Raw genomic sequence first — 24,144 nt, 5'->3', positions numbered from 1 at the left:
CCTAAAAAGCTATGAAATTACTCGTCTTATTATTTGCTGGTGTTGTAATAAGTTGCTCTCTTTTTGCACAAGATTTAGTATACAAGCCTAAAAATCCGGCATTTGGAGGTGACACTTTTAATTATCAATGGCTATTGAGTTCGGCTCAGGCACAGGATACTTATAAAGACCCATCAGCAAGCACATCATCTGCCACGCGCGATCCCCTTGAAGATTTTGAGAATAACTTGAATCGACAGATATTATATCAATTAAGCAGACAATTGGTGAGTCAGCAATTTGGATCAGATGGCCTGGAGGCGGGGACCTACGAGGTTGGTTCATATCAGATTGAGATTACTGAAAGTGCGGACGGTATTAGTGTTTCAATACTCGATGTTGCTACAGGTAGTAAGACGAATGTATTAGTGCCTAATCTTCAATAACGTCAACTGATAAACCCCCTACTCAAAATGCACATCTTAAAATACTTGATAGTGCTGGTGATACTTATCCAGGCTTGTAGCCCAACTGTTCATCAGCCTTATTTTACCGAACCCGCACGCCTGGGACCTGAAACTCCATTTCATTCAGAACTTAAGAGCTTGCCACCACCGAAGGATAAATTGATCGCAGCAGTTTATAAGTTTCGTGATCAAACGGGTCAATATAAACCTACCGAATTGGGGTCCAGTTGGTCTACAGCTGTTACGCAGGGAGCTACTACAATTCTGATTAGAACATTGGAAGAGTCGGGCTGGTTTCGTCCCTTGGAGAGAGAAAATTTGGGAAATTTAAGTGCCGAGCGCCAAATAATAACAAATACGCTGGCAACCTACGAAGGGAAGAGAGCGACAGCATTAAGTCCGTTATTGTTTGCCGGGATAATTCTTGAAGGAGGCATTATTTCATATGAATCGAATGTTCGGACAGGAGGTGTTGGAGTGAGGTATTTTGGTACAGGTGCTTCCGGGCAATATCGAGAAGACCGTGTTACCGTCTATTTAAGAGCAGTATCCACAAAAAACGGGGAAATTCTCAAAACCGTTTATTCCAGTAAATCTATTCTTTCTCAGCAAATTGATTTTGGTGTTTTTAGGTATGTTAAGTTTAAACGATTGTTGGAAGCTGAGACCGGTGTCACCTATAATGAGCCATCGGAAGTAGCAGTGACCGAGGCGATTGAGAAATCGGTATATAGTTTAATTGTTGAGGGATTGCAAGCCGGGCTTTGGGATACTGAGGCCACGGTGGCCGAAAAGCAGGACTTGATTGATGCGTACAACAAGGAAAAGGAAGAAAATTCACAAATAGATCATTTAGGCAGAGAGTTTTACAACAGGGCAGGAATGCTAAGTGTGGGTATTGTTGGAGGTGGCCTGTTTCTGGATAGTGATATTGAAAGTAAGAATGGTGGGTTTAAGTCTGGTTTAAATTTTAACCTAAGGGTTAGTCAAGTTATTTCTCTGGAATTGGAGTCTAGCTTTGGGCAAATGGACCATCGGGTTCTGCCAGATAATCAATATGTATCCATCGTTCCTAAAATTAAGTTTGATATGTTGCCTAAAGAGCGATTTACTCCTTATGTGTCGGTTGGATATGGGTGGTTTCATAAAATCAATAAAGTGAATAGTGCTGATGAAACTACATTTGGGGCTTTCACTTCATCAGTAGGCATAAATTATCTCCTATCAAAACATCTAAAATTAAATCTGGCAGTGGTTAATAATACCTTTTCAGTGGATCATATTGAAGGGGTTAAAGGAGGAGCATATCGAGATATGTTATGGGAAGGGAATATAGGCATATCCTTTATTTTTGGACATAAAGGCGGGAAAAATAGTTTAATCGGAAAAAAATAGATACAAATGGTAATTAGATATTTCTTTTTGTTTGTGGCCTTTTCTTTTATTGCAACTAGCTGCGAAGATGCCAATGATGAATTTGCACTTGGTGTTTTAGAAGGGGTGGTTATTGATGCGCAAACGCAAACACCCATTGTAAATGCTCTGATTTCAACCAACCCGGCCAGCCAGTCGACCATGACAGATGCCGAGGGGCGTTTTGTGCTGGAAGAATTAGAGGCTGGAGATTACGTTGTTACAGCTAAGCGTTTTGGCTATGATAGCGGCCTGGAAAATGTAAAAATCAGAAAAGATAAGATTAGCAAGGTAATCGTACAGCTTGAATTAAGCGATGAGGCTCTGGGTTCTGTTAATATCTCAAATCCCATACCGGCAGATAACCAGGAAGATATTGATGTGAGTTGTGTGTTTCGATGGAAGTCCAGTATTGTGGATGAGGACCTTGTTTTTCAATTAACGGTATATGGCAGTGATTCAGCCACTCCAATATTTGAAGTCGATCAGATTGCAGATACTTTCTTTGTTGCTGATGAGCTGGATTATGGAAAGGCCCATCTTTGGCAAGTAGTGGCAAAAAAAAACGAACAGTTGCTTGGGCAAAGCCCTGTTTGGAGCTTTATGACTTCTTCAATGCCTGCTTTCCCTTTCATATTTGTTAAGGGGCAATCCGAAAAAAAAATTTATGCGGCACCTGCTAAAGGCGAAGAAAACCACAGGTTGCTAAAGGTGACCACCTTGCAAAATAGTTTTCCAAGAGTGAATCGCCATACGGATGAAATATTATTTTCTGCAGTTGAGGATGGTTCTTCTAAGTTGTTTGTTTTGAATGAGCAAGGAGGAGATGCCAAACGCGTGTCAAGCCTTGAAATCGGAGGTAATCATTCTAAAGGTATTGGTTTTTGCTGGTCGCCAACAGGTGAGCATGTGCTTTTCTGTCATTACGATAAACTTTATCGAATCAATAAGGACGGAAGTGGCTTATTTAAAGTTTCAACCGCACCAGCTGGCAGAAACTATGTGTTTGTCGATTGGTCTGGCATAGCTGATAAAATAGTTGTTCAAACACGGGGTGTTAATATCTACGATAGTGAAATTTACCTGATGAACCCGGATGGTACCGATATGGTGCCTATTGTGGAAAATGAAGATGGGAGAACTGAATATCCGACATTTAGTATCGATGGTAAATATGTAATCTTTACCCATGACCATGCGAATGTAAATGATCCATATGGCAGAATGTATGATTCAAGAATTAAGGTTTTTGAACTAGCAACTTCAGCGGTGACGGATATTTCTTATAAAGAAAAAGCGGATGGGACAAATGATTTGCAGCCACGTTATTCACCTGATGGGTCGCAAATAATATTTGTTAATACCCCTAACACCGGAACTGGGCAGAAGAATATCTATGTAATGGATGTCGACGGCGAGAACAGAGAGCTTTATTTCGAGAATGCAGAGATGCCTGAGTGGAGGTAGCCGAAGGGGCTATTCGATAAGGCGGTCCAGAGCTTGCTTCTCAAAAAGAGTGGGATAATCTTCCAAAAACTGCTCCATTACCACCCGCATAACAGCCTCGCGCATAAACTTTGATTTATTGGCAATCTTATACTTTTTACAATATACATCCACAGCATCCCTTTCTTTATCGTTAAGTAAAAAAGTAGCTTTGTGTTTGCGTCGAAGTGCCTGCTCGCGAGAGATGATTTTCTTGTGTTGTCTTTTAGCCTTTTTTGCCATTAGCAAGTAGTGATTACCAGTGCAAAAATAATAAAATTACTTAATTGCAATTGGGTATGACAAGGGGAATGGTCCAGATGAATGAAATAAAATTGCAGCGTAATCTCATCTGTCTGTATAGAAAAATGAGGGGAAAAGTAGAAATATTAAAAATCCCTTATAAATTTGCGAAATAGTTTAATGAAGAATTAATTAGAAATGGGACGCGCATTTGAATACAGAAAGGCCACAAAGCTGAAACGCTGGGGAACAATGGCCAAAACATTTACGAAGATCGGAAAGCAAATTACTATTGCTGTTAAAGATGGAGGCCCAGATCCGCATAGTAACTCTCGTTTACGGGTGCTGATTCAAAATGCCAAGGCCGCCAATATGCCCAAAGATAACGTTGAGAGGGCAATTAAGAAGGCAACCAATAAAGACACTGCAGACTATAAAGAAGTTGTCTACGAAGGTTATGGTCCTTTCGGAACAGCTTTTATGATTGAGACAGCGACTGATAATACCACTCGCACTGTTGCAAACGTACGCTCTTACTTTAATAAATATGGAGGTTCGCTCGGAACCAGTGGCTGTGTCGACTACATGTTTGAGCATAAGTGTAACTTCAGGGTAGTGATGAAAGAAGGGGTTGACCTGGAAGAACTAGAGCTGGAGTTGATTGATTTAGGTGTCCAGGAAATTTTTGAGGAAGATGGCTTCATCATGATTTATGGCGATTTTGAGTCCTTTGGTCCGATTCAGAAATACCTTGAGGAAAATGACTTTGAGATTGATAAGGCTGAATTTGAGAGAATACCTCAAGATACCATTGAGTTGACTGATGAACAAATGGTTGAAATAGATAAGCTATTGGCTAAATTCGAAGAAGATGACGATGTGAGTAACGTCTTTAACAATATTAAGTAGCTCTTTAGTATTTTAAAAATATTAAGCGGTAATCTGAACATTTCGGGTTACCGCTTTTTAATATAGATGAGTTTCATCAATATGTGATAGTATTGCTGTAAAGCATGAGATATGTTCTTGCATATTGACGACGAGATATGTACTTTTCAAACAGAAATTCAAATAAAGCAACAATATTATGCAAGATTTAAAACAATACATTGAAGACAACAAGCAGCGTTTTCTGGATGAGCTGTTTGAACTAATACGTATTCCATCCATTAGTTCCAAGCCTGAACATAAAGCCGACATGTATAAATGTGCAGAGCTTTGGAAGCAATTATTGCTTCAGGGAGGTGCTGATAAGGCTGAAGTTATGGAAACCGAAGGTAACCCTGTTGTTTATGGAGAAAAAATTCTCGATGCCTCCTATCCAACAGTATTAGTGTATGCACACTATGACGTGCAGCCAGCTGAACCACTGGAATTATGGAAGTCGCCTCCATTTGAGCCGGAAATTCGCGATGGAAAGATTTTTGCTCGTGGAGCCGACGATGATAAAGGTCAGGGCTTTATGCATACAAAGGCGTTTGAGTATTTGGTGAATACCAATCAGCTTAAATGCAATGTTAAATTCCTGATTGAAGGAGAGGAAGAAGTTGGTTCTCCAAGTTTGCCTAAGTTTTGTGAAGAGAATAAAGAATTGCTGAAGTCTGACGTGATTTTGGTTTCAGATACCGGGATGATTGCTCCTGACGTGCCAACTATTACTACTGGTTTAAGGGGCCTATGCTATTGGGAAGTTGAAGTAACGGGTCCAAACCGCGATTTACACTCAGGCCTGTTTGGTGGAGCTGTAGCTAACCCAATCAATGTATTGGCCAAAATGATTACTCAAATGGTGGATGAGAACGGGCACATTACGGTTCCTGGATTTTATGATGATGTTATTGAGGTGTCGCAAGAAGAGCGCGCCATGATGGCCAAAGCACCATTTAGTGAAGACGCCTATAAAAAGGCTTTGGATGTGGAAGAGTTAGCTGGCGAAAAAGGCTATACCACCAATGAGCGTACCGGTATTCGTCCGTCGTTCGATATTTGCGGTATTTGGGGTGGTTATACAGGTGAAGGAGCAAAAACAGTACTGCCTTCAAAAGCCTATGCCAAAATTTCTTCGCGCTTAGTACCCGATCAGGATCATGAAAAGATTGCAGAATTGTTCTGTAGGCATTTTGAGTCTGTAGCCCCTAAAAGCGTAAAAATAAATATCAGACACTTACATGGTGGCCAGGCTTATGGTTGTCCAATTGATTTACCAGCTTATCAGGCGGCCGAAAAAGCTTGTGAGCAGGTGTACGGCAAGCGTCCTGTTCCTGTTCGCAGTGGTGGTTCTATTCCAATTATTTCTACTTTCGAGCAGATATTAGGGGTTAAATCGGTACTGATGGGCTTTGGTTTGGAAGCAGATGCGATTCACTCGCCTAACGAGAACTTTCCTTTGGAGCAGTTTTTTAACGGAATTAACGCCATACCATATTTTTATAAATACTATTCCGAGATGGAAAAGTAGCATTCTGATGCAATTAGCTGGTTGAACAGCTATAAACTATATAAAAGACTACTTCTATTTTAAAGGAGTAGTCTTTTTTGCATTCTTATAGTCTCGTTTTTTAGGGGGGTAACTAATTTTTTAATTAAAAAAAGCTATTTTACACCCTATATTATTTGAGGGTTCTGGCGTGTAAAATGAAAAAAAATCCAATTAGGGTAGTAAAAATGATGGTTGAAATGATGAAAAGTGTATTTTTGCAATAGCTAACTCGGTAAAAATAGAGATACTATGGCAAAATTAAGATTTCGGGCGCTGTCAGAAATGATGAACAGAGAGCCCAAAGAAGTAACATTTCCTTCGACCAAGGCCACTGATTATTACGGTCAATTAGTTTTTAACAAAGAGGCAATGTCTAAATACTTGTCGAGAGATGCCTACGAGGCCGTTAAAGAAGCGATTGATAAAGGTGAAACCATTGACAGGAAAGTTGCTGATAATGTAGCTTCGGGAATGAAAGCCTGGGCAATGGAACGGGGAGCAACACACTATACTCACTGGTTTCAACCGCTCACCGATGGAACTGCAGAAAAGCATGATGGGTTCATTGACTATGGAGATAATGGGCACATGATAGAAGCTTTTTCAGGAAAGTTGCTGGCACAACAGGAGCCTGATGCCTCATCATTTCCATCGGGAGGGATTCGTCAAACATTTGAAGCTCGAGGCTACACTGCCTGGGATGTTTCATCGCCGGCCTTTATTATTGGAACAACTTTATGTATTCCTACCGTTTTTATCTCATACACCGGGGAAGCTTTAGATTATAAAACACCACTGCTTAAAGCACTGGCAGCTGTTGATAAGGCAGCAGTTGGCGTTGCGCAGTATTTTGATAAGGATGTAAAAAAGGTACATACTAACCTTGGATGGGAGCAGGAGTACTTTTTGATTGATCAGGCTTTGTACCAGGCACGTCCTGACCTGATGTTGACCGGGCGCACGTTGATGGGCCACTCTTCTGCAAAAGATCAGCAGTTAGACGATCATTATTTTGGTTCAATTCCTGAGCGGGTGTCAAAATTTATGATCGAGCTGGAGATTGAGTGCCACAAATTAGGTATTCCCGTCAAAACACGTCATAATGAGGTGGCCCCTAATCAGTTTGAGCTTGCTCCAATTTATGAGGAAGCCAATCTGGCCAACGATCATAACCAGCTTTTAATGGACTTGATGAAGCGCGTTGCGCGTCACCATAAATTTGAGGTCATATTCCACGAAAAGCCATTTGCAGGTATCAATGGATCCGGCAAGCACAATAACTGGTCGTTACAGACTGATAAAGGAGTTGTACTGCTGGCACCTGGAAAAAACCCTAAAGGTAACCTGCAGTTCCTTACTTTTGTGGTTAACGCTATTACAGCAGTTTACAAAGCCCAAGATTTATTAAGAGCATCTATACTAACAGCATCCAATAGTCACCGTTTAGGCGCCAATGAAGCACCTCCGGCTATTATTTCGGTGTTTACCGGTTCTCAAATAGCTGATATGCTTGATAATCTGGCTGAGCGCATTACTGATCAAAAGATGACGCCAGATGAGAAAACAGCTTTAAAATTGGGTATTGGACGTATTCCTGAAATTTTGCTGGACAATACCGATCGTAACCGTACATCGCCTTTTGCTTTTACTGGTAATCGTTTCGAATTCCGAGCGGTGGGCTCACAAACTAATTGTGCCGCTCCGTTGGCTGCTTTAAGTGCGGCCATGGCTATTCAATTGGAGGAGTTTAAGAAAGATGTGGATGCACTCATTGACAAAGGAATCAAAAAGGATGAGGCGATATTCCAAAACATTAAGAAGCTGATTCTGGAGTCTAGTCCGATTCGATTTAATGGGGATGGCTATTCCGACGAGTGGAAAAAAGAAGCTGCCCGTCGTGGACTGACCAATATTACTTCGGTTCCTGAGGCCTTGTCGAAGTATCTGGATAAAGCTTCAAAAGATGTGTTGATTGGTGCTGGTGTGATGTCGGAGCGTGAGCTGGAAGCACGCGTTGAGGTTGAAATGGAGAAGTTTACTAAAAAGATTCAGATTGAAGCACGTGTACTGGGCGATTTAGCTATTAACCACATTGTGCCAACAGCCATTCAATACCAAACCGAGCTGATTCATAATGTGCAGGGCATGCGCGATATCTTCGATGAGAAAGAGTTTCAGGAGCTGGCTGGTGCCCGTATGAACTTGATCAGGTCTATTTCCGGACATATTTCAATTATTAAAGCCAAGACGGCAGAAATGATTGAGGCACGTAAGAAATGTAACGTTATTGAGTCGGAAACCGAAAAAGCCTATGCTTACGATAAAGAAGTTCGTCCTTTCCTTGATGTGATTCGTTACCACATTGACAAGCTTGAGCTGGTTGTGGATAACGAAATGTGGCCGTTACCTAAATATCGCGAATTACTATTTTTCAGATAGCAGATAGTACTGAAAATAAATCTACAAAAGAAAAAGGTCGCAGCGGATGTTGCGACCTTTTTTTATAAATACATTCTGATATTTGTTTTTGCCCTTAGGCCATCTCTAATACTGCTTTTACTACATTATCTGCTCCTTCGGCAATTTGCAGAATATTAGCATCCAGCATATAGCAAGGAGTTGTTGCAAGCTTATTGGCTTCATCAACGATTACTTCTCCATGATCGGTTGTTATGTGGTTGCCTCCCATGGCTTCAATGGCTTGAGCCGTTCCTTCATCCTGACCAATGGTTACAGTTACTTCGTTCAATATTTTAGCAATAACAGCAGGGGCAATGCACAGAGCACCAATGGGTTTGCCGGCGGCATGCGTTTCTTTTACTGCGCGTTCGGTTTCTGCTTCTACCTTACAATTGGGACCATCGAAGGCCACAGAGCTAAGGTTTTTAGCTGCACCAAAGCCACCTGGCAGCACTAAAGCATCGAACTGGGCGGCTTTGTATTCGCTTAGAGCCTTGATGTTTCCACGAGCAATACGGGCTGCTTCAACCAGCACATTGCGTTTTTCTTCGGTCTGCTCTCCTTTTACGTGATTGATTACATGGTGTTGTTCAACATCTGGAGCAAAGATGGTGTATTCAGCTCCTTGCTTGGCAATAGCCAGCATGGTTAAAACTGATTCGTGAATCTCAGCTCCGTCATATACACCGCATCCCGAAAGGATAACAGCAACTTGTTTTTTATTACTCATATTCATTTGTGTTTTGTGGAAATAAATTTACAATAAATAAGTATTCTATGCTAGGTCCATTGATAAATGCTCTGTATTCCTCTCTCTAGAACCTTAAATTTTAGAAAGCAGTGCGAGCTGTTTTATTCAGGGTTGCCTAACACTGCGTGGCGTACTGATTGCCTCAGCGTGTAAGTGAATTCAGTTGGGGAGGTGATTTATTGACGAAACGGAGAATAAAAAAAGGCAACCCGAAGATTGCCTTTTGAGAGAATATCATCTTAAGTTTAGTCTGCCTTTGGAACAAACACAACTTCAATTTTGTCTGCTTTCTTAAAGAATTTCTTTGCCACTTTTTTGATGGTTTTGGCGTCCATTTGCTCAATTACATCTTCGTAGTTTTCAGCCAAGGTCATATTGATGCCATTTACATAATAGCTATAGATATTATTCATCCAATAGCTGTTATTTTCTTTGCTTTCGGCTCTGCTTTTCAAGAAGTTTTTTCGTGTTTTATCTAAATCTTCAGACGAAGCACCTGTTTTTGTTAGCTTCTCAATTTCGGCATACACCAACGGAAGTAGCTCATGAGCACGTTCCGGATCGCAGTCAAACTGGACGCTCAGGTTACCTTCAGCATTTGGATAATGACTGGTACTGGCATTGACTCCAACGCCATAAGTTCCGCCTTCTTTTTCGCGAATGCTTTCAGTGTAGCGCAAACGCAGCACGGCACTGATGAATGACATACCGATACGGTTCTCTGCTGTGTAAGCCAAATCGCCATTATAGAAAATTTGAATCGTCGCTTTGGGCTCTGACAGCTTTAGAGGAATGGTTTTTTGAGTTACTCCTTTAGGGCCGTCCACCTTGTTATCAACCCAGTTTTCTTTATTATCAGTTGAAGAGATGGCGCCAAGGTATTTACTGGCTAGTGCTTTAGCTGTTTCTTTGTCGATGTCGCCCACAATGAAGAACGTGAAATCGGCAGCATTGTTAAAGCGCTCTTTGTAGATGGTTTCCATTCGTTCAAACGAAACTTTTTTCAAATAGTCGGTATTGAAAATGAGGTTGCGCTCGTGGTAATTCGTCCTGATTTGGCTAATACTGTCTTGCATTATTTTTTTAGGGTTATCGCCCATGTTGGCTACATATGCCATGTAGCGAGTCATCAATGCATTATAGGCTTCTTGGTCAAATCGGGGTTGTTCAAAATGCAGATAGGCTAACTGCATCATCGTTTCAAAGTCTTCGGAGCGGCAGCTGCCATTAATCGATTCGGAAAGTCCACTTATTTTGAATCCTACGTTTGCTTTTTTACCGTTTAAGGCTTTTTTCAGTTTGATAGCATCGTACTTACCAATTCCAAAAGACGGAATAAAATCTGAAGCCATGTTAACTGATGGCAGATCCTCTACATCGTATAAGGATGAACCTCCTTTACTATAGCTGGATAATGCCACCTGGTTCTTGTTATAGTCAGCAAAACGATACACCACCTTGGTGTTATTTTTGAGTGTCCATTCAACCGCATCAAATTCAGGCAGTAAACGTTCAGCTACTACCTGACCTTCAGTTGGCAGATCTTCAACCAGGTTTGAGCTCACTGCTTCGTCAACATATGCAGTAATATCAGTGCTGTTTTCAACACGCTCAACAATCGCTAGGGCCTCTTCTTTAGTCAGGTGCTTAATTTCTTCCTTATCAGGACCACTCACAATGATTACCCGATTTTCTTTGGTGTATAGTGAGTTAAAATAGTTGCTTAAGTCGCTGGTTGTAATTGCAGGAATTACCGATTGAGCAAATTTAAATTCATACTCAATGCCCGGCATTGGTGAATTAGTAAGGTATAGGTCTGCAATTTCCTCACAAAAAGCATCATGATTTATTTTATCACGTTGCTTATAGTAGTTTTCAAAGCTCAGCAACATCGAAGTTTTGGCTCTTTCGAGTTCTCCTTCGGTAAAACCAAATCGCTTCACACGTTCTGCTTCTGTCAGCATTGCCTCAAAGGCGGTAGCTTCCTGGTTTTCTTTAGCAGTAGCACTAATGCTTAGCATACTGTTTGTTCGGGGGTAATCAGAAAAGCCTAGTGAACCGCTGATAAACGGTGGGTTACCTTTTTGAAGTAGCTCATTAATACGCGCCGACATCATGTTTTTAATTAAGGCACGCATGTAGTTTGTTTTTAGCGTTCCATGATCTTTATCTCCGGCAGCTTCGGCCTGATGTCTGATGTACATGGCTACGCTCGACTGTGGATTCTCCTTATCAAGTGCCTGCGTAAAAGTGGTTTCAGCTTTGGGCGCTATTTTAATTTCGTAACGCTCCGTAGGATTTTCAACCGCAGGAATTTTCGAAAACAGTTTAATTACTTTTTGCTCAATTTCAGCAGCATCGAAATCACCAACTACAGCAATAGCCTGTAGATCGGTGCGGTACCAATCGTGATAAAATCGACGCAACTCACTGTATTCAAAGCCTTTGATAACATCCAGTTCGCCAATCACATCCCTGTAGGCATACTTTGAGTTATTCAGCAGTGCCGGCATCATTTGAGCTCTTGTTCGGAAGCCTGCATCACGACGTGTGCGCCACTCTTCAGCAATTACGCCTCGTTCAGCATCAATTTCCTCTTCCTCAAGCGACAGATAGTTTGACCAGTCGTGTAGCACGAGCAAGCAGGTGTCTATCAGTCCTTCTGGAGCTACTGGCACGTTTGAAATGTTATAAACTGTTTCATCCTGAGCTGTGTAAGCGTTGATATTGCGTCCGAAAGCAATTCCGTGCTTTTCAAGGGTAGAGATCACTCCTTTGCCCGGGAAATGTTCTGTTCCGTTAAAGGCCATATGCTCCAAAAAGTGAGCAAGTCCGTCTTGCGAATCATCTTCCAAAATACCACCAACATTTTGAATGATGTAGAAGCTGGCACGCTCTTTAGGTTCCTGGTTTGAGCGAATGTAATATGTTAATCCATTTTCTAAAACGCCGGTTCTAATTTCCGGATCGATTGGTACTGGAGCATTTAAATCGTATTGCGCTGCTGCTTTACCTCCAATTAAACAGCAAAAGACAACTAGAAAAAATAATTGTTTCATTTGGTTAGTTTTTAAACCTCAATTAAGTAACGCTTTGAGGTATGTATTATAGAACTATGTTGCTGGTGTAAGTTACCAGAATGGGACAAACTGCCAATGTAATATTCACAGTGCCAACAAATATATATTTTTTCAATGTACCGAAAACATGATTATTGGCACGCACTGACACGAGCACGCACCCGCCGATTCTCCTGGAAAATCAGCAGGTGCGTGCTTGTGTTGTTTTAATTACGTTGTTGTAATTGTTCAATTACCTGATCCAGCTCAGCTGCATCCGGGTACGCTTCTTTAAGCTCAGTTGCCAGCTTTAGTGCTTTTTGAGTTAGGTTGTTATTAATGTAAAAGCGCAGCAGTTCGGCCCTTGTGTTATAGTTGTTTATCAGCGCAGCCTCTTGTTTTAGGTACTTTTCGGCTTCTGCTTTGTTTCCCATAAAATCGTGCATCATAGCGATATTATGGGCGATGCGTGGGCGCTCGGGCTGTAAATCATGTGACTTGATGAGGATTGAGAGCGACTCATCGTATTTTTTCATTTCAGAGAGCAGTAAGCCAAAAGAATACATGGCTACCGCATCTGTGGGTTCATGCTTGAGGTATTCTCTAAACAGGAGTTCAGCCTTATCATTTTTCTGAATTTTATTGTAGAGATAGGCCATGTTGAGTTTGATGAAATGCAGCTCTTCATCTTGTTTCAAGGCCCTCAAATAAAACTCTTCAGCTTCGCTGTATAGGCCCTGATTGTAATAGTAGTTAGCCAGGTTGAACTTGCCTAAGGGGAAATCGGCGTTGTATTTCAAAATGGCTTCGTATTCTTTAAGCGCTGCCTGATAGACTGTTTTGTATTTATCAGGAATTTGCTCTTTGCCAATGGATGATAGCATACGCGCCGCTTCTGTGCGAACCGCTTTTGTGTTGTCGCCCAGCATTGTTAAAAGGATGTCCACATCTTTTTCGCTGGTAAGCTGAATGGCACGAATAGCTGCCAGTCGCATATCCGGGTAGAGGTTACTCAGGTAGTTTTCTACTTCCTGTTTTAGTGAATCCTGAAAATAGTTTCCCATGTATTGGATAGACAGGCTGCGAATGTTGTGCGGATAAAGCTCATCGTCGATAATGTTTTTTAGCTGGCCCAGCGCCTCAGCTTTGCCATTGCGCGCGGCATCAAATGTTTCAGCAAAATGGTGCGAACGGCTTTCGCCATGCCATTGCGTAATGTAGTTTTCTGACCACTGATTGCTTTTATCGGCATGACACTGGTTACAAGCGTTAGGTACATCATATTTGATGGACAGGTCAGGGCGTGGCACTCTGAAACTGTGATCACGTCGGTAGTCAACCCCCATGTAATACTGTCCGTGCATGTGGCAATTAATACAAAGTGTGCCTGAGCCCACGTCGAATTTAACCCCGGAATCCGATATCACTGCTTCGCCCGGCATTCCAGCTTCTTTATGAAAATGATGGGAGTGAGAGTCATATACATCGGCGCTATGGCATTGCAGGCACAGTTTGTTATAGTCTGTGCCAAACAACAATTTGCCACTATGTACATTGTGGCAGTCGTTGCATTGTACCTCGCGGTGCTTGGTGTACATCTTACTCTGCGTAAATGAGGCATACACGTAATCTTCATCCAGAATCTGTCCATCGATGTGCCAGGTGGGAACATCTGGCAGGTTGGGAATGATGTGGTCGTGTATATTTTGTGTAGTATAGTCAAAATCACCCAATGCACTGCGGCGCGAATGGCAGCGGGCACAATTGTCGACGTATTGTTCGTTATTAATGCCGCTGGTTTTTATAGGAAGACCATAATTCTCATATTCATCGCGGGCATACTCAGGCAGTGCGGCCCATTTCAGGTGGTTAGATGAAGGGCCATGACAGGCTTCGCAGCTCACATCAATTTCCGACCAGGTAGTGGCATAGGTGTCCGTGATGTGGTCGTAGTTCTTTTGCAAGTTGGTAGAGTGGCAATCGGCACACATACTGTTCCAGTTCTGGGCCTGATTGGTCCAGTGTAGCCAGTTGTTATGATGGATGTCCTGATTGGCGTAAACCGAATCGGCCATGTGATACCAAACGCTGTCGAGGGTGTTCCAGGTGAGCGGAAGTGTTTGCAGGCGTCCTCCTTCAAACTCAACCAGAAACTGTTGTAAAGGGGTGAATCCAAACACATATTTTATTTCAAAGTCCTGCATGGTTCCATCCGCACCATCTGTATTAACCATGAACTTGCCATTTTGCATAAATGCTTTATGCACCATGCCGTTACCTTTGATGCGTACGTTATTAAAGTTGGCTAAAACGGTAGAGTCATTAGCTTCATCCATGGCTCTATCGTGATGCGAACCCAGCCAGTCGTTATACTCAGGGAGGTGGCATTCTATACATGTTTCCCGTCCAACAAAGTGAGGTGCTTCTTGCATGCTTTCATCGGGGCGCGAAGCATAGGTTTTAATCAGCAGATAGGCAGGGAGGAGAAGTACCAGTGCTCCCACCAGTGCCAACATTAAATTGTTATATAATCGGGTGTTAATCATTTATGCATAGGTTATTTGTGAGCTATTGTGCTTCAGGCGTTTCTGGGGTTTGTTAAGGTCTATCATTACCTTGTTGTTTGCAATGGTAATTGGCAAAATATCGAGTGCACGGGTGGCGGGTGGTGCCAGTACCTCTCCAAATTTATTAAATGCCGATGCATGGCAGGGACAAATAAATTTATTGTCTTTGTTTTTAAACTGCACCGTACAGCCCAGGTGAGTACATTTGGTTGAGATGGCCAAAAAACCACCGTCAGTAAGGCGCGATAAATAAAAACGTTCGTTACTGAATGGGTATAATTTGCCGTGTTCGAACAGGTCTGTGTCGCCCGCATTAAAAAGGTGAGTGGCTTCCTTTGCTTCGCTGCCTTTGTTTAGTAAGTTCACAAACACATACAGCAGTTCCAGCGAGGCCAGAGTGATAATGGCTTTTTTTATAAAGCCGCGTCTTGTTATTTTCTTTATAAACTTCATGTATTCAAAATTATACGCTAAAGGTCATCAGAAATTATTCAGTTCATTTCAATCTGCCGCCATTTGCGAGATAAAGGATTGAAACGGCAACCGGTACATTTCAGATTCTTTATTTAGGCAAATAAATGCATGCCTTCTCCTCGTAATAAACTTCCTACCAAGGTCATTACCAGATAGGCGGTCAGCAAAATTGTGACCAAACTTATAATTAGTTCGGCTTTGTCAGCCTTTAATTGTTTTTTTATAAAAAACACAAAAGCAGCGGTTGGCAATACATAGCTTATGAATGGAAGTAAGCCGCTTGTAATCAGGATATCGACTTCTGGTAGCCACGCCTGAAATTTCAACACAAACTCAGTGCTAACAATTATAATCAGCGTAAAGACAATCGCATACAATCCTGACCAAATCGTTATTTTCTTTCCTTTGGCTGAATGAAACCAAACACCAACATTGATATTTAGACCTTTTATGTAGGGGATATAAATAAAAAAGGCGATGACCAGAACGGGTACGATAAAGATTCCGAAGCCCGGATGCAGATGAAGCAATAATTCCTGAAAGCCCATAAAATACCAGGGAGCCTTACTGGGGTTTGGGCTCTCCAGCGGGTTCGCTTTTGCCTGTAAAGGGGCATCAACCAGCATGGAAAACAGAAGAAGAACTAATATAGATGCTAACGCAACCACAATTTCTTTATACACCAATTCCGGGTTGGTACTTACCATGTTTTTTTGGGTATTATCAGCCACGGTTACTCCTTTGGCTTTTCTTACCAGCCAAAAATGGATGCTCATTGTAAAAACCATTAGTAAAGGCAGAAGACCGGTGTGGAAATGGTAAAAACGCAACAGTGTTGCTTCGTTTACTTCGGCTCCTCCACGTACTAAAGATGCTAAGCCATCGCCAATAATTGGAATGTAACTCAGCATATTGGTCATAATAGTAACTGCCCAGTAGGCCAGCTGGTCCCATGGCAGCAGATAGCCCGTGAAGTTGGACATAACAACCAGGAACATAAGAAATAAGCCATACAGCCAGTTTTTGCGGCGCTCGGCATAAAGCGATTGACTATAGAATACCCGTATTACATGTAAAAAGGATACCACTACCAACAGCATTCCGCACCAGTAGTGCATGTTTCGCAGCAGTTGTCCAAACAAGACGCTGTTTTGCAGATAAATGATTGAATCATAAGCTCCCCTCTGCGAAGGAACATAAGTGAAGCGGAGGAACATCCCTGTAATAAACAGCAGCACAAAAAGCAATGCGGCTATGCCTCCTAAACCAAAGGTGCGCGAATACCTGATGGATTGGGAGTTAACTTTAACCGGGTGAAGGTGCAATAAAAATTTTGAGATAGCCTTTTGTGTTGCAGGTTGATTCATGCCTTAAAATTTGGTGCTAAAATAGTAGCAATTATTTGTTTCATCGAGTATTACATCCAATAAATTGTTTGCCTCAGGTTTATTTGGAAAATATGCAGAATAGCTTGGTCCTGACCCTTAGCAGTTTTATTGTGCTCGAAAAAGTAATTTAAATCGCCACTTAATTTTGAATTAAACTGATAGCCGAGTCCCAGATTGTACCTTCCTCTCACCCAAAACACATCTTTTGCCTCCTGATAAATATTGAAATTGAATTCGGCAGATGTATTGTAATACAACGATTTTGGTGCAATTGGCTGCCCATCGAATCGTGCCTGGTGCTGTAAACGGTAGCGCAGCCGCATTTTAAAGACGGTCTCGTCTTTAAATTCATCATGAAATATACGTTCTTCTAACCGCAGCCTGTGTTTCAGTGCCGATGCTTTAAAGCGCGGGTAGCTAACGCTTACTGACTGGTGTGGGCGATATTCGTGCCTTATATACTTATTGGAGGTAGGTTCATCGCTCCTGATGGGTTCGGGGAACTTAACTCGATTATACATAAAGCCAATATCAGCTTTGAACAGGTCTGATAGGCTGCGTTGTATGGCGCCTCTAAAACCCCAACGGGTCCATACTTTTTCACCCAGTCCAATATATGAGCCTGCATCAAGATTAAGTGCATAAAGCTCATTGAGCCGGTGGCGTTGGACATAAATAGTGCGTAGCTCTCCTGCACCGTTGAATAGGTTGAAGTCATACTGTTGTTGCGATTTAATAGCAATAACCGAAGTCAGTGATATGCACAGGAGTACGAATATTTTCCTCATTCTCTACAGATATATTCAACCCAAATTGCTTCGGATTGTTATAAATAGTAAGAACTACAAATATATTAAATATCATTTTTTATTAAATACCTAAAGATACTTATGAACTCAAATAATTACCCCGTAATTGCTATAGGAGCGAGCATTGCAGCCATCAGTTTTATAAGAACTCTTCGCGAACATAATGATACCCGAAAAGTGTTATTGGTTCATGGAGAGGACAGACTGCCCTATAAGCGGACGAAAATTAATAAGCACATGGTGCGTGGGTTTGAAAAGGATGATTTTAAAATTACTGATAGTCAATGGTACGAGGATAATCATGTAGAGCTTATTTACGATAGGGTTATTCACGTGGATAGTAACGAAAAATATATTAGTACAAAGAAAGGGCAGGTGTATGGCTATGATAAACTTTTGCTGGCTACAGGTGCCACTTCGGTGATCCCTCAAATTGCTGGTATCAGCCAAAATCAGATACATACTGTTCAAAATGCCAGCGATGTGGATAAGGTACTGCATGCGTGTGGTGTGCAAGATCGTTTCCTGATAGTTGGTGGTGGTGTTGAAGGAGTTGAAACAGCGGATCAGTTAGTTCGAAAAGGAAAAAAAGTAATTATGGCTAACCGAATGAACTATCCGCTTCAGAAACTTTTTCCTAAGAACCTGCTAGAGGTGCTGGAGAAGAAAATGGTGGGCCGGGGCGTGAAGCTGTTTAAAGGCGTTAGTGTCACCTCTGTTCAGCCAAAAAACGAAGGCGGTTACAGTATTAACCTTCAGGGGCAGGAGGTGGAATTTGATGCCTTAATTGCCTGCACGGGTGCAGTGCCTAACGTAGAGTTAGGGCTCAAGGCCGGCCTGAAAGTGGAACGGGGTATTTTGGTAGATGAGTATCTTCAAACTTCAGATGAAGATATCCTGGCAGCCGGTGATGTGGCCCAGCATGCTCGCGGAGTGGTTACCGGCCTATGGCATGCGGCAGAATATCAGGGTAAACTGGCGGCATTAAATTTACTAGGTCAGGCAGAAGCCCATTTGTTACCACCATTTCGATTAAAAACGGAGGTGTTTGACCTGTTTATGTTTTCGGGAGCTTATGATACGGTTATTCCCGGAGTTGATGAAGCGATTGAAGAGATAAGTGGGGAGATAAGGCGGGTTATGTACTATACTGACGATCGCTTAAAGGCAGCTGTGTTTCTAAACGATGGAGCCCGGGCGAAAACCTACCAGCTGGCCCTTTTTGAGAAATGGGATAAGGAAACAGTTGCGGCCAACTTGCCCCTGCCGCCCAAAATGGAATTTTCTTTTACACCATCTTTTGGCAAGTAATGCAGTTAATTGATAGTTATTTAGTTGCTTGCATGGATGTTGCTAAAAGAGTGTGTTCAATCATTTTTTTAATTGCATTTGGTTTTTAAATTTGCGACAAGAAGAATTCCTAATAATTTAAACCATTTGTTCATGATTAAGACCATTGATACCGGTGTATTCTCTGAGATAGGGGAATTGGAAGGTGTGATTTTGCACACGCCGGGCAAAGAAGTGGAGAACATGACACCCTCGAATGCAGAACGCGCTTTGTATAGCGATATTCTGAATTTGTCAGTAGCCGTTGAGGAGTATCAGCAGTTTTCAGGTGTTTTAGAAAAGGTAACACAAACCTATCAGGTGAAAGACCTGTTAGCCGAAATATTAGAGCAGCCCAAGATAAAGCTTAGTCTCATTGAAAAAATTTGTACCTATGAGCAGGTGCTGAATATCAAAGAGGATTTATTAGAGCTGCCGGCTCCCGAGCTGGCGCGTCAGCTCATTGAAGGGGTGAGCCTGAAGACCGATTCGCTAACGACATTCTTATCAGACGACAGGTATTCCTTACGACCATTGCACAACTTCTTTTTTACGCGCGATGCCAGTGTTACCATGTATGATAAGGTGCTGATATCCAAAATGGCCAATAAGGTGCGCGAGCGCGAGGCGATTGTTATGGAAGCTATTTTTAATCATTCGGATCGATTTAGAACACAGACGGTAAATCCACATAACTTCTATAACGTGGGTAATGAAACCATGATAGAAGGAGGCGATGTCCAAATTGCCCGCGAAGACATCCTTGTCATCGGAAACAGTGCCCGTACGTCATCTCAAGGTATTGACTTCATCATTAATCAGCTAAAACAGAAAAAGGAGCGTCACTATGTGGTGGTGCAGCAGTTACCTGCAGCACCTGAGTCGTTTATTCACCTGGACATGGTGTTTACGTTTTTGGATAAGGATGCTTGTATGGTTTATGAACCATTAATCATGAAGGACAGCCGATACAGCACCATTCTTATCACAATTGATAATGGAGAGGTGCAATCCATCGAGAAAAAAGGTAACCTGGTTAGCTGTTTAAAAGGTTTGGGGATGGACCTTAAACCTATATTCTGTGGCGGCTCAAGTGATATATGGACACAGGAACGTGAGCAATGGCACAGCGGCGCTAACTTTTTTGCCATGGGGCCTGGTAAGGTGTTGGGTTACGCCCGAAATGTATATACCATGCAGGAGATGAATAACAATGGTTTTGAAATTATTAAGGCGAATGATGTCATAAGCGGCAATGTAGATTTGGCCGAATATGAGAAATATGTTGTGACTATTGGTGGCTCAGAGTTGTCGCGCGGGGGTGGTGGAGCTCGTTGTATGAGTATGCCTGTGCGTCGCAAGGGCGTTAACTGGTAATCAACGAAATATAAAAGCACAATTTAAAAAAAGAGGGACTGCTGCTTATGGCAAGTCCCTCTTTTATTGTTTATGAAAAGATGAATTTAATTAACAATCTGCTGTACCAGGTCTGAAGCTTCTTTCAGAGTAATGGCAGAGTGAACTTTAAGTCCTGATTCATCAATAATCTTTTTACCACCTTCAGCGTTGGTGCCTTGCAGGCGAACAATAATAGGTACGTCAATTTCACCAATATTTTTGTAGGCTTCAACAACGCCGTTGGCAACTCTGTCGCAACGCACAATACCACCAAATATATTAATGAGGATGGCTTTGACATTGGGGTCATCCAGAATAATTTTTAAGCCGGCTTCAACAGTTGTTGCATTGGCACTGCCGCCTACATCCAGAAAGTTAGCCGGCTCGCCGCCCGACAGCTTGATAATGTCCATGGTGGCCATGGCCAGTCCGGCACCGTTGACCATACATCCCACATTACCATCCAGCTTCACAAAATTCAGATCACTTTTACTGGCTTCGGTTTCTGCCGGATCTTCTTCTGATAAATCGCGCATTGCCGCATATTCGGCATGGCGAAACAAGGCGTTGTCATCCAGGTTAACTTTGGCATCAACAGCCAGTATTTTGTTATCGGATGTTTTTAAAACCGGGTTGATTTCAAACATTGAGGAGTCCGTTTCAACATAGGCCTTATACAGGGCTGCAACAAAGTTGGTCATCTCTTTAAAAGCTGTCCCCGACAGTCCCAGGTTAAACGCAATTTTACGCGCCTGAAACGCCTGCAGCCCTAGTCCCGGTTCAACTTCTTCCTTGTAAATGAGGTGAGGGGTTTTTTCGGCCACTTCTTCAATATCCATACCTCCTTCTGTTGAATACATGATGATATTTTTTCCACTTTGGCGGTTCAATAAAACACTCATGTAAAATTCATCAGTCTCACTTTCTCCCGGATAATATACATCCTGAGCCACCAACACCTTATTAACCAGTTTACCAGCCGGGCCGGTTTGGTGAGTCACCAGGTTCATGCCAATAATGTTTGTGGCCAGTTCCTTTACTTCATCCAGTGATTTAGCCAGTTTGACTCCGCCACCTTTACCGCGGCCTCCAGCATGTATTTGTGCTTTAATCACCCACCAGTTGGTGCCGGTTTCGGCCTGCAGTTGCTTGGCTGCTTCAACGGCTTTTCCGGGGGTATCGGCAACAATTCCTTCCTGTATGGCAACGCCAAAAGATTTTAGTATTTGCTTTCCTTGGTACTCGTGTATATTCATAATTCGAGAGATTTAGTGTTTCTAAAAAGGGTATCTTATTTATTTTCATTTAAAAACAGGAATAGTGCTATTTTTGTTGTCAAAATTACCGAGAATGAGAAAATTAAGAACTAGCGAACTGAAGCGACTGACAATAGAGGAGTTTAAGAGCAGCTCGAAAATGCCCATAACTGTTGTGATGGATAATATCAGGAGCTTGAATAATGTGGGCTCAGTTTTCAGAACGTCAGATGCGCTAAAAATCGAAAAAATAGTTTTATGTGGGATCACTGCCACACCGCCTAATAAGGAAATTCATAAAACGGCCCTGGGGGCAGAGGACGCTGTTGACTGGCAGTATTTTGAGGAAACAGAAGAGGCCATCCGACAGCTTAAAGAGGAAGGTTATGTTATTTGCAGTCTGGAACAAGTGGAGAATAGTACTTCGTTACTGGATTTTGAACCCAGCAAGGATAGCAAATATGCAATTGTACTTGGCAATGAAGTAAAGGGCGTTCAGCAAAAAGTTGTGAACATGAGTGATGTTTGCATCGAGATTCCGCAGTTTGGAACCAAGCACTCATTCAATGTATCGGTGAGTGCAGGTATTGTACTTTGGGAGCTTTTTCGCAAACTGAATGCTTAAGCACTGATATTTTTAATACACAAAAAAAGGGCCCTGCAAAAGGGCCCTTTTTATATATGCTTTTCAGAAATAAATTACTGAACGATTGACTTGAATGTTGCGTCTTCGAAGAATTTAGCAAATTCCATGTCAGTAGCGGCAGCTGCTTTAAATTTAGCATCCATCTCACAAGCTTTGCGCAAGCTGTCAAACATCATGTCGTTGTCAGCAGTTCTTGCACCCAGAATGGCTTTTAAGTAGTATTTGAAACCTACTTCCATTGTGTTGGCATTGATTGTTGATAGGGCTGCATCATATTTACCAGCTAAGATTTTAGCTAAGGCAGCGTTACAGTTAGTGCTGTTACCGAAATAACGCATAGCTGCATCGTAGTCACCTTTGTGGATAGCAACAATACCTAAGTTATTGTCAAGCTCAGCACCAGCACCAGCAGCAGCACCGAAGAACTCCTCAGCTTTAGCTACATCACCTTCGCGAAGAGCGATAACACCTAAGTTGTTATTTACTTCAGCAACACCAGACTTGATGCTGTTTGCTTTTTCGAAAGCAGCTTTAGCACCAGCTAAGTCACCTTTAACGTATTTTGCACAACCAATGTTGTTTTGTGCTCTCCAGCATTTAGGGAAGTTAGCAGCAGCATCTTGATAAATCTTAAGTTGCTCATCAACATTGTCAGTCAAAGTTGCAGCATAAAGAATTTCTTCAATATTAAGCTCGCTAGGATTGCTGGCAGCTAACTCAGCAATTTCTTCATCACTCTTACCAATAACTTCTGCATTAACAGATAGTTTAGAACGACGCAATTGAGGAAGAATCTCGTCAGCAATTACATCAAATGTTGCAGACATGTTCTTGATTTCACGCTCACGTACTTCAGGATCGCTATACATAGAAAGAACACGCAAGATTAGCTCTTTATCTTGAATGTTAGAGTTTTCCATTAACTCTTTGAAACCTTCCCAGTCTTCAGGAGTGTTTTTCAAAGTGTAAAGCTCTTCGTTAGTAGCACCTTCTACTTTAGCTTTTTTCATTTCGCGAACCAGGTAGTCTTTAGCTACTTTCTCACGACGAGTTGCTAATTTGCTGTTTAAGTCCGTTGGTCCGTCAGGAGAAGCATAAGCTGAAATGTCAATACCTGTGAAGTTAATGTTTTCAGCATTTTTGATTTCCTTCATGTACTCTTTGATAGCAGCAATGTCTTCTTTTCTTAATTCAGAACCACGAATGTTTGCTTGCTGGATTAAGAAGAAGATGTCAGCAGCTTTCGACTGAGCAATGATTCTTTGGAAAGCATCGTCACCGATAGTCGACTGAGCGCCTTGATCAGCTACTAATTCAGAGGTAGCGATTACACCATCAGCAATTTTATAATCTTCAAATTCTTTTGTTTTAGAACCTTTAGTAGCTTTAATGCGAACCACTAATTCAGATACTCTCATGTTCTCATTGTAAGGAACTGAGTTGCTGTAAGTGTAGGTTCCGCCTGTAGCGCTTGAAATTACTTTATCATTTCCATCTACATTTTCACCTTGTACACGGTATGATGGAAAAGCAGTTTCGCCTCCTTCATAAACTAAAACAGGAGTGGCCTCAATACTAACATTTTTGTCGAAGTATTTTTCAGGGAACTGAACAGTCACATCCAAGTTAACTTTACCAGCGTGAGCTTCCAATACTGGAGGATTAACTGAATAACTAACGTCCTCTGCACCTTTGTTCATCTTGTCTAAGCCAGAACAGCTCGCTAACAAAGCTGCTACAGCTACAGATGCAATTAGAGAAATTCTAATTCTTTTCATAATGTTTACCCAATTATTTGTTTTTGACTTTAATCTACAGTGTTTCCTGCAAAATTATAAATGTTTTTAAAAAATTAAATAGCGATATACCATTAAATGACATAATCATTCTTTAAAGATAAAGAAATAACGGAAAAGATACAGTTTAATCAGCAAAAACATG

Annotated in this window: 18 protein-coding genes; 9 read left to right on the top strand and 9 right to left on the bottom strand. The window is 41.8% G+C overall.

Annotated features, from left to right (window positions below):
* Positions 1-11 precede the first annotated feature (11 nt).
* Genes ACSX1H_RS11955 through ACSX1H_RS11945 form a run of 3 tightly spaced genes read left to right on the top strand, consistent with a single transcriptional unit; the run spans position 12 to position 3,326 of the window.
* On the top strand, positions 12-425 hold the full coding sequence (locus ACSX1H_RS11955) for a curli production assembly/transport component CsgF (protein ID WP_439184217.1): 414 nt from the start codon (positions 12-14) through the stop codon (positions 423-425).
* A gap of 27 nt (positions 426-452) precedes the next feature.
* A complete protein-coding gene (locus tag ACSX1H_RS11950; RefSeq protein ID WP_439184216.1) occupies positions 453-1,841 on the top strand; it encodes a CsgG/HfaB family protein in 1,389 nt (462 codons plus the stop codon).
* A gap of 6 nt (positions 1,842-1,847) precedes the next feature.
* Complete coding sequence (locus tag ACSX1H_RS11945; RefSeq protein WP_439184215.1) at positions 1,848-3,326, top strand: carboxypeptidase-like regulatory domain-containing protein; 1,479 nt, start codon at positions 1,848-1,850, stop codon at positions 3,324-3,326.
* 9 nt (positions 3,327-3,335) lie between these two features.
* On the opposite strand, the gene ACSX1H_RS11940 is transcribed toward ACSX1H_RS11945, so the two are convergent.
* Positions 3,336-3,587 (bottom strand): hypothetical protein, encoded by a 252-nt coding sequence (locus ACSX1H_RS11940; RefSeq protein ID WP_439184214.1) that lies wholly within the window; start codon positions 3,585-3,587, stop codon positions 3,336-3,338.
* Between the two features lie 198 nt (positions 3,588-3,785).
* Here ACSX1H_RS11940 and ACSX1H_RS11935 point away from each other — a divergent pair, with 198 nt between their 5' ends.
* The 3 genes from ACSX1H_RS11935 (at position 3,786) to ACSX1H_RS11925 (ending at position 8,505) form a co-directional block, all read left to right on the top strand.
* A complete protein-coding gene (locus ACSX1H_RS11935; RefSeq protein ID WP_439184212.1) occupies positions 3,786-4,496 on the top strand; it encodes a YebC/PmpR family DNA-binding transcriptional regulator in 711 nt (236 codons plus the stop codon).
* Positions 4,497-4,674: 178 nt separating this feature from the next.
* Positions 4,675-6,045, top strand: coding sequence for a dipeptidase (locus ACSX1H_RS11930; RefSeq protein ID WP_439184210.1), 1,371 nt, complete (start codon positions 4,675-4,677; stop codon positions 6,043-6,045).
* A gap of 270 nt (positions 6,046-6,315) precedes the next feature.
* Positions 6,316-8,505, top strand: coding sequence for a glutamine synthetase III family protein (locus ACSX1H_RS11925; protein ID WP_439184209.1), 2,190 nt, complete (start codon positions 6,316-6,318; stop codon positions 8,503-8,505).
* 94 nt (positions 8,506-8,599) lie between these two features.
* Here ACSX1H_RS11925 and elbB read toward each other — a convergent pair whose 3' ends face one another.
* From elbB to ACSX1H_RS11895, 6 genes are all read right to left on the bottom strand, one after another.
* Positions 8,600-9,256 carry an isoprenoid biosynthesis glyoxalase ElbB gene (gene elbB / locus ACSX1H_RS11920; RefSeq protein WP_439184208.1) on the bottom strand — a complete coding sequence of 219 codons (657 nt, stop codon included), beginning with the start codon at positions 9,254-9,256 and terminating at the stop codon, positions 8,600-8,602.
* A 266-nt stretch (positions 9,257-9,522) separates the two neighbouring features.
* On the bottom strand, positions 9,523-12,336 hold the full coding sequence (locus ACSX1H_RS11915) for a M16 family metallopeptidase (RefSeq protein ID WP_439184207.1): 2,814 nt from the start codon (positions 12,334-12,336) through the stop codon (positions 9,523-9,525).
* Positions 12,337-12,563: 227 nt separating this feature from the next.
* The gene (locus ACSX1H_RS11910) at positions 12,564-14,882 is read right to left on the bottom strand and encodes a multiheme c-type cytochrome (RefSeq protein WP_439184206.1); all 2,319 of its coding nucleotides are present in this window, start codon (positions 14,880-14,882) and stop codon (positions 12,564-12,566) included.
* Positions 14,883-15,356 carry a QcrA and Rieske domain-containing protein gene (locus ACSX1H_RS11905; RefSeq protein WP_439184205.1) on the bottom strand — a complete coding sequence of 158 codons (474 nt, stop codon included), beginning with the start codon at positions 15,354-15,356 and terminating at the stop codon, positions 14,883-14,885.
* 113 nt (positions 15,357-15,469) lie between these two features.
* Positions 15,470-16,744: a cytochrome b N-terminal domain-containing protein gene (locus ACSX1H_RS11900; protein WP_439184204.1), complete on the bottom strand. Its 1,275-nt coding sequence runs from the start codon at positions 16,742-16,744 to the stop codon at positions 15,470-15,472.
* 50 nt (positions 16,745-16,794) lie between these two features.
* Entirely contained in the window at positions 16,795-17,553 is a 759-nt protein-coding gene (locus tag ACSX1H_RS11895; RefSeq protein ID WP_439184202.1) for a DUF2490 domain-containing protein, read from the bottom strand.
* Positions 17,554-17,655: 102 nt separating this feature from the next.
* On the opposite strand from ACSX1H_RS11895, the gene ACSX1H_RS11890 reads away from it, so the two are divergent.
* Positions 17,656-18,885 carry an NAD(P)/FAD-dependent oxidoreductase gene (locus tag ACSX1H_RS11890; protein ID WP_439184201.1) on the top strand — a complete coding sequence of 410 codons (1,230 nt, stop codon included), beginning with the start codon at positions 17,656-17,658 and terminating at the stop codon, positions 18,883-18,885.
* A gap of 132 nt (positions 18,886-19,017) precedes the next feature.
* Positions 19,018-20,280 carry an arginine deiminase gene (locus ACSX1H_RS11885; protein WP_439184199.1) on the top strand — a complete coding sequence of 421 codons (1,263 nt, stop codon included), beginning with the start codon at positions 19,018-19,020 and terminating at the stop codon, positions 20,278-20,280.
* A gap of 86 nt (positions 20,281-20,366) precedes the next feature.
* Here ACSX1H_RS11885 and sucC read toward each other — a convergent pair whose 3' ends face one another.
* Positions 20,367-21,557 (bottom strand): ADP-forming succinate--CoA ligase subunit beta, encoded by a 1,191-nt coding sequence (sucC, locus tag ACSX1H_RS11880; protein ID WP_439184198.1) that lies wholly within the window; start codon positions 21,555-21,557, stop codon positions 20,367-20,369.
* 94 nt (positions 21,558-21,651) lie between these two features.
* Here sucC and ACSX1H_RS11875 point away from each other — a divergent pair, with 94 nt between their 5' ends.
* Positions 21,652-22,182 (top strand): RNA methyltransferase, encoded by a 531-nt coding sequence (locus tag ACSX1H_RS11875; RefSeq protein ID WP_439184196.1) that lies wholly within the window; start codon positions 21,652-21,654, stop codon positions 22,180-22,182.
* Positions 22,183-22,256: 74 nt separating this feature from the next.
* On the opposite strand, the gene ACSX1H_RS11870 is transcribed toward ACSX1H_RS11875, so the two are convergent.
* Positions 22,257-23,981 (bottom strand): tetratricopeptide repeat protein, encoded by a 1,725-nt coding sequence (locus ACSX1H_RS11870; RefSeq protein WP_439184194.1) that lies wholly within the window; start codon positions 23,979-23,981, stop codon positions 22,257-22,259.
* Positions 23,982-24,144: the final 163 nt, after the last annotated feature.

Origin of the sequence: Carboxylicivirga taeanensis (assembly GCF_051851475.1) — a bacterium.
In the GTDB taxonomy this organism is placed as follows: Bacteria; Bacteroidota; Bacteroidia; order Bacteroidales; family Marinilabiliaceae; genus Carboxylicivirga; species Carboxylicivirga taeanensis.
The sequence above is the reverse complement of the archived record's forward strand: the minus strand, read 5'-3'. Positions and strand labels throughout refer to the sequence as shown.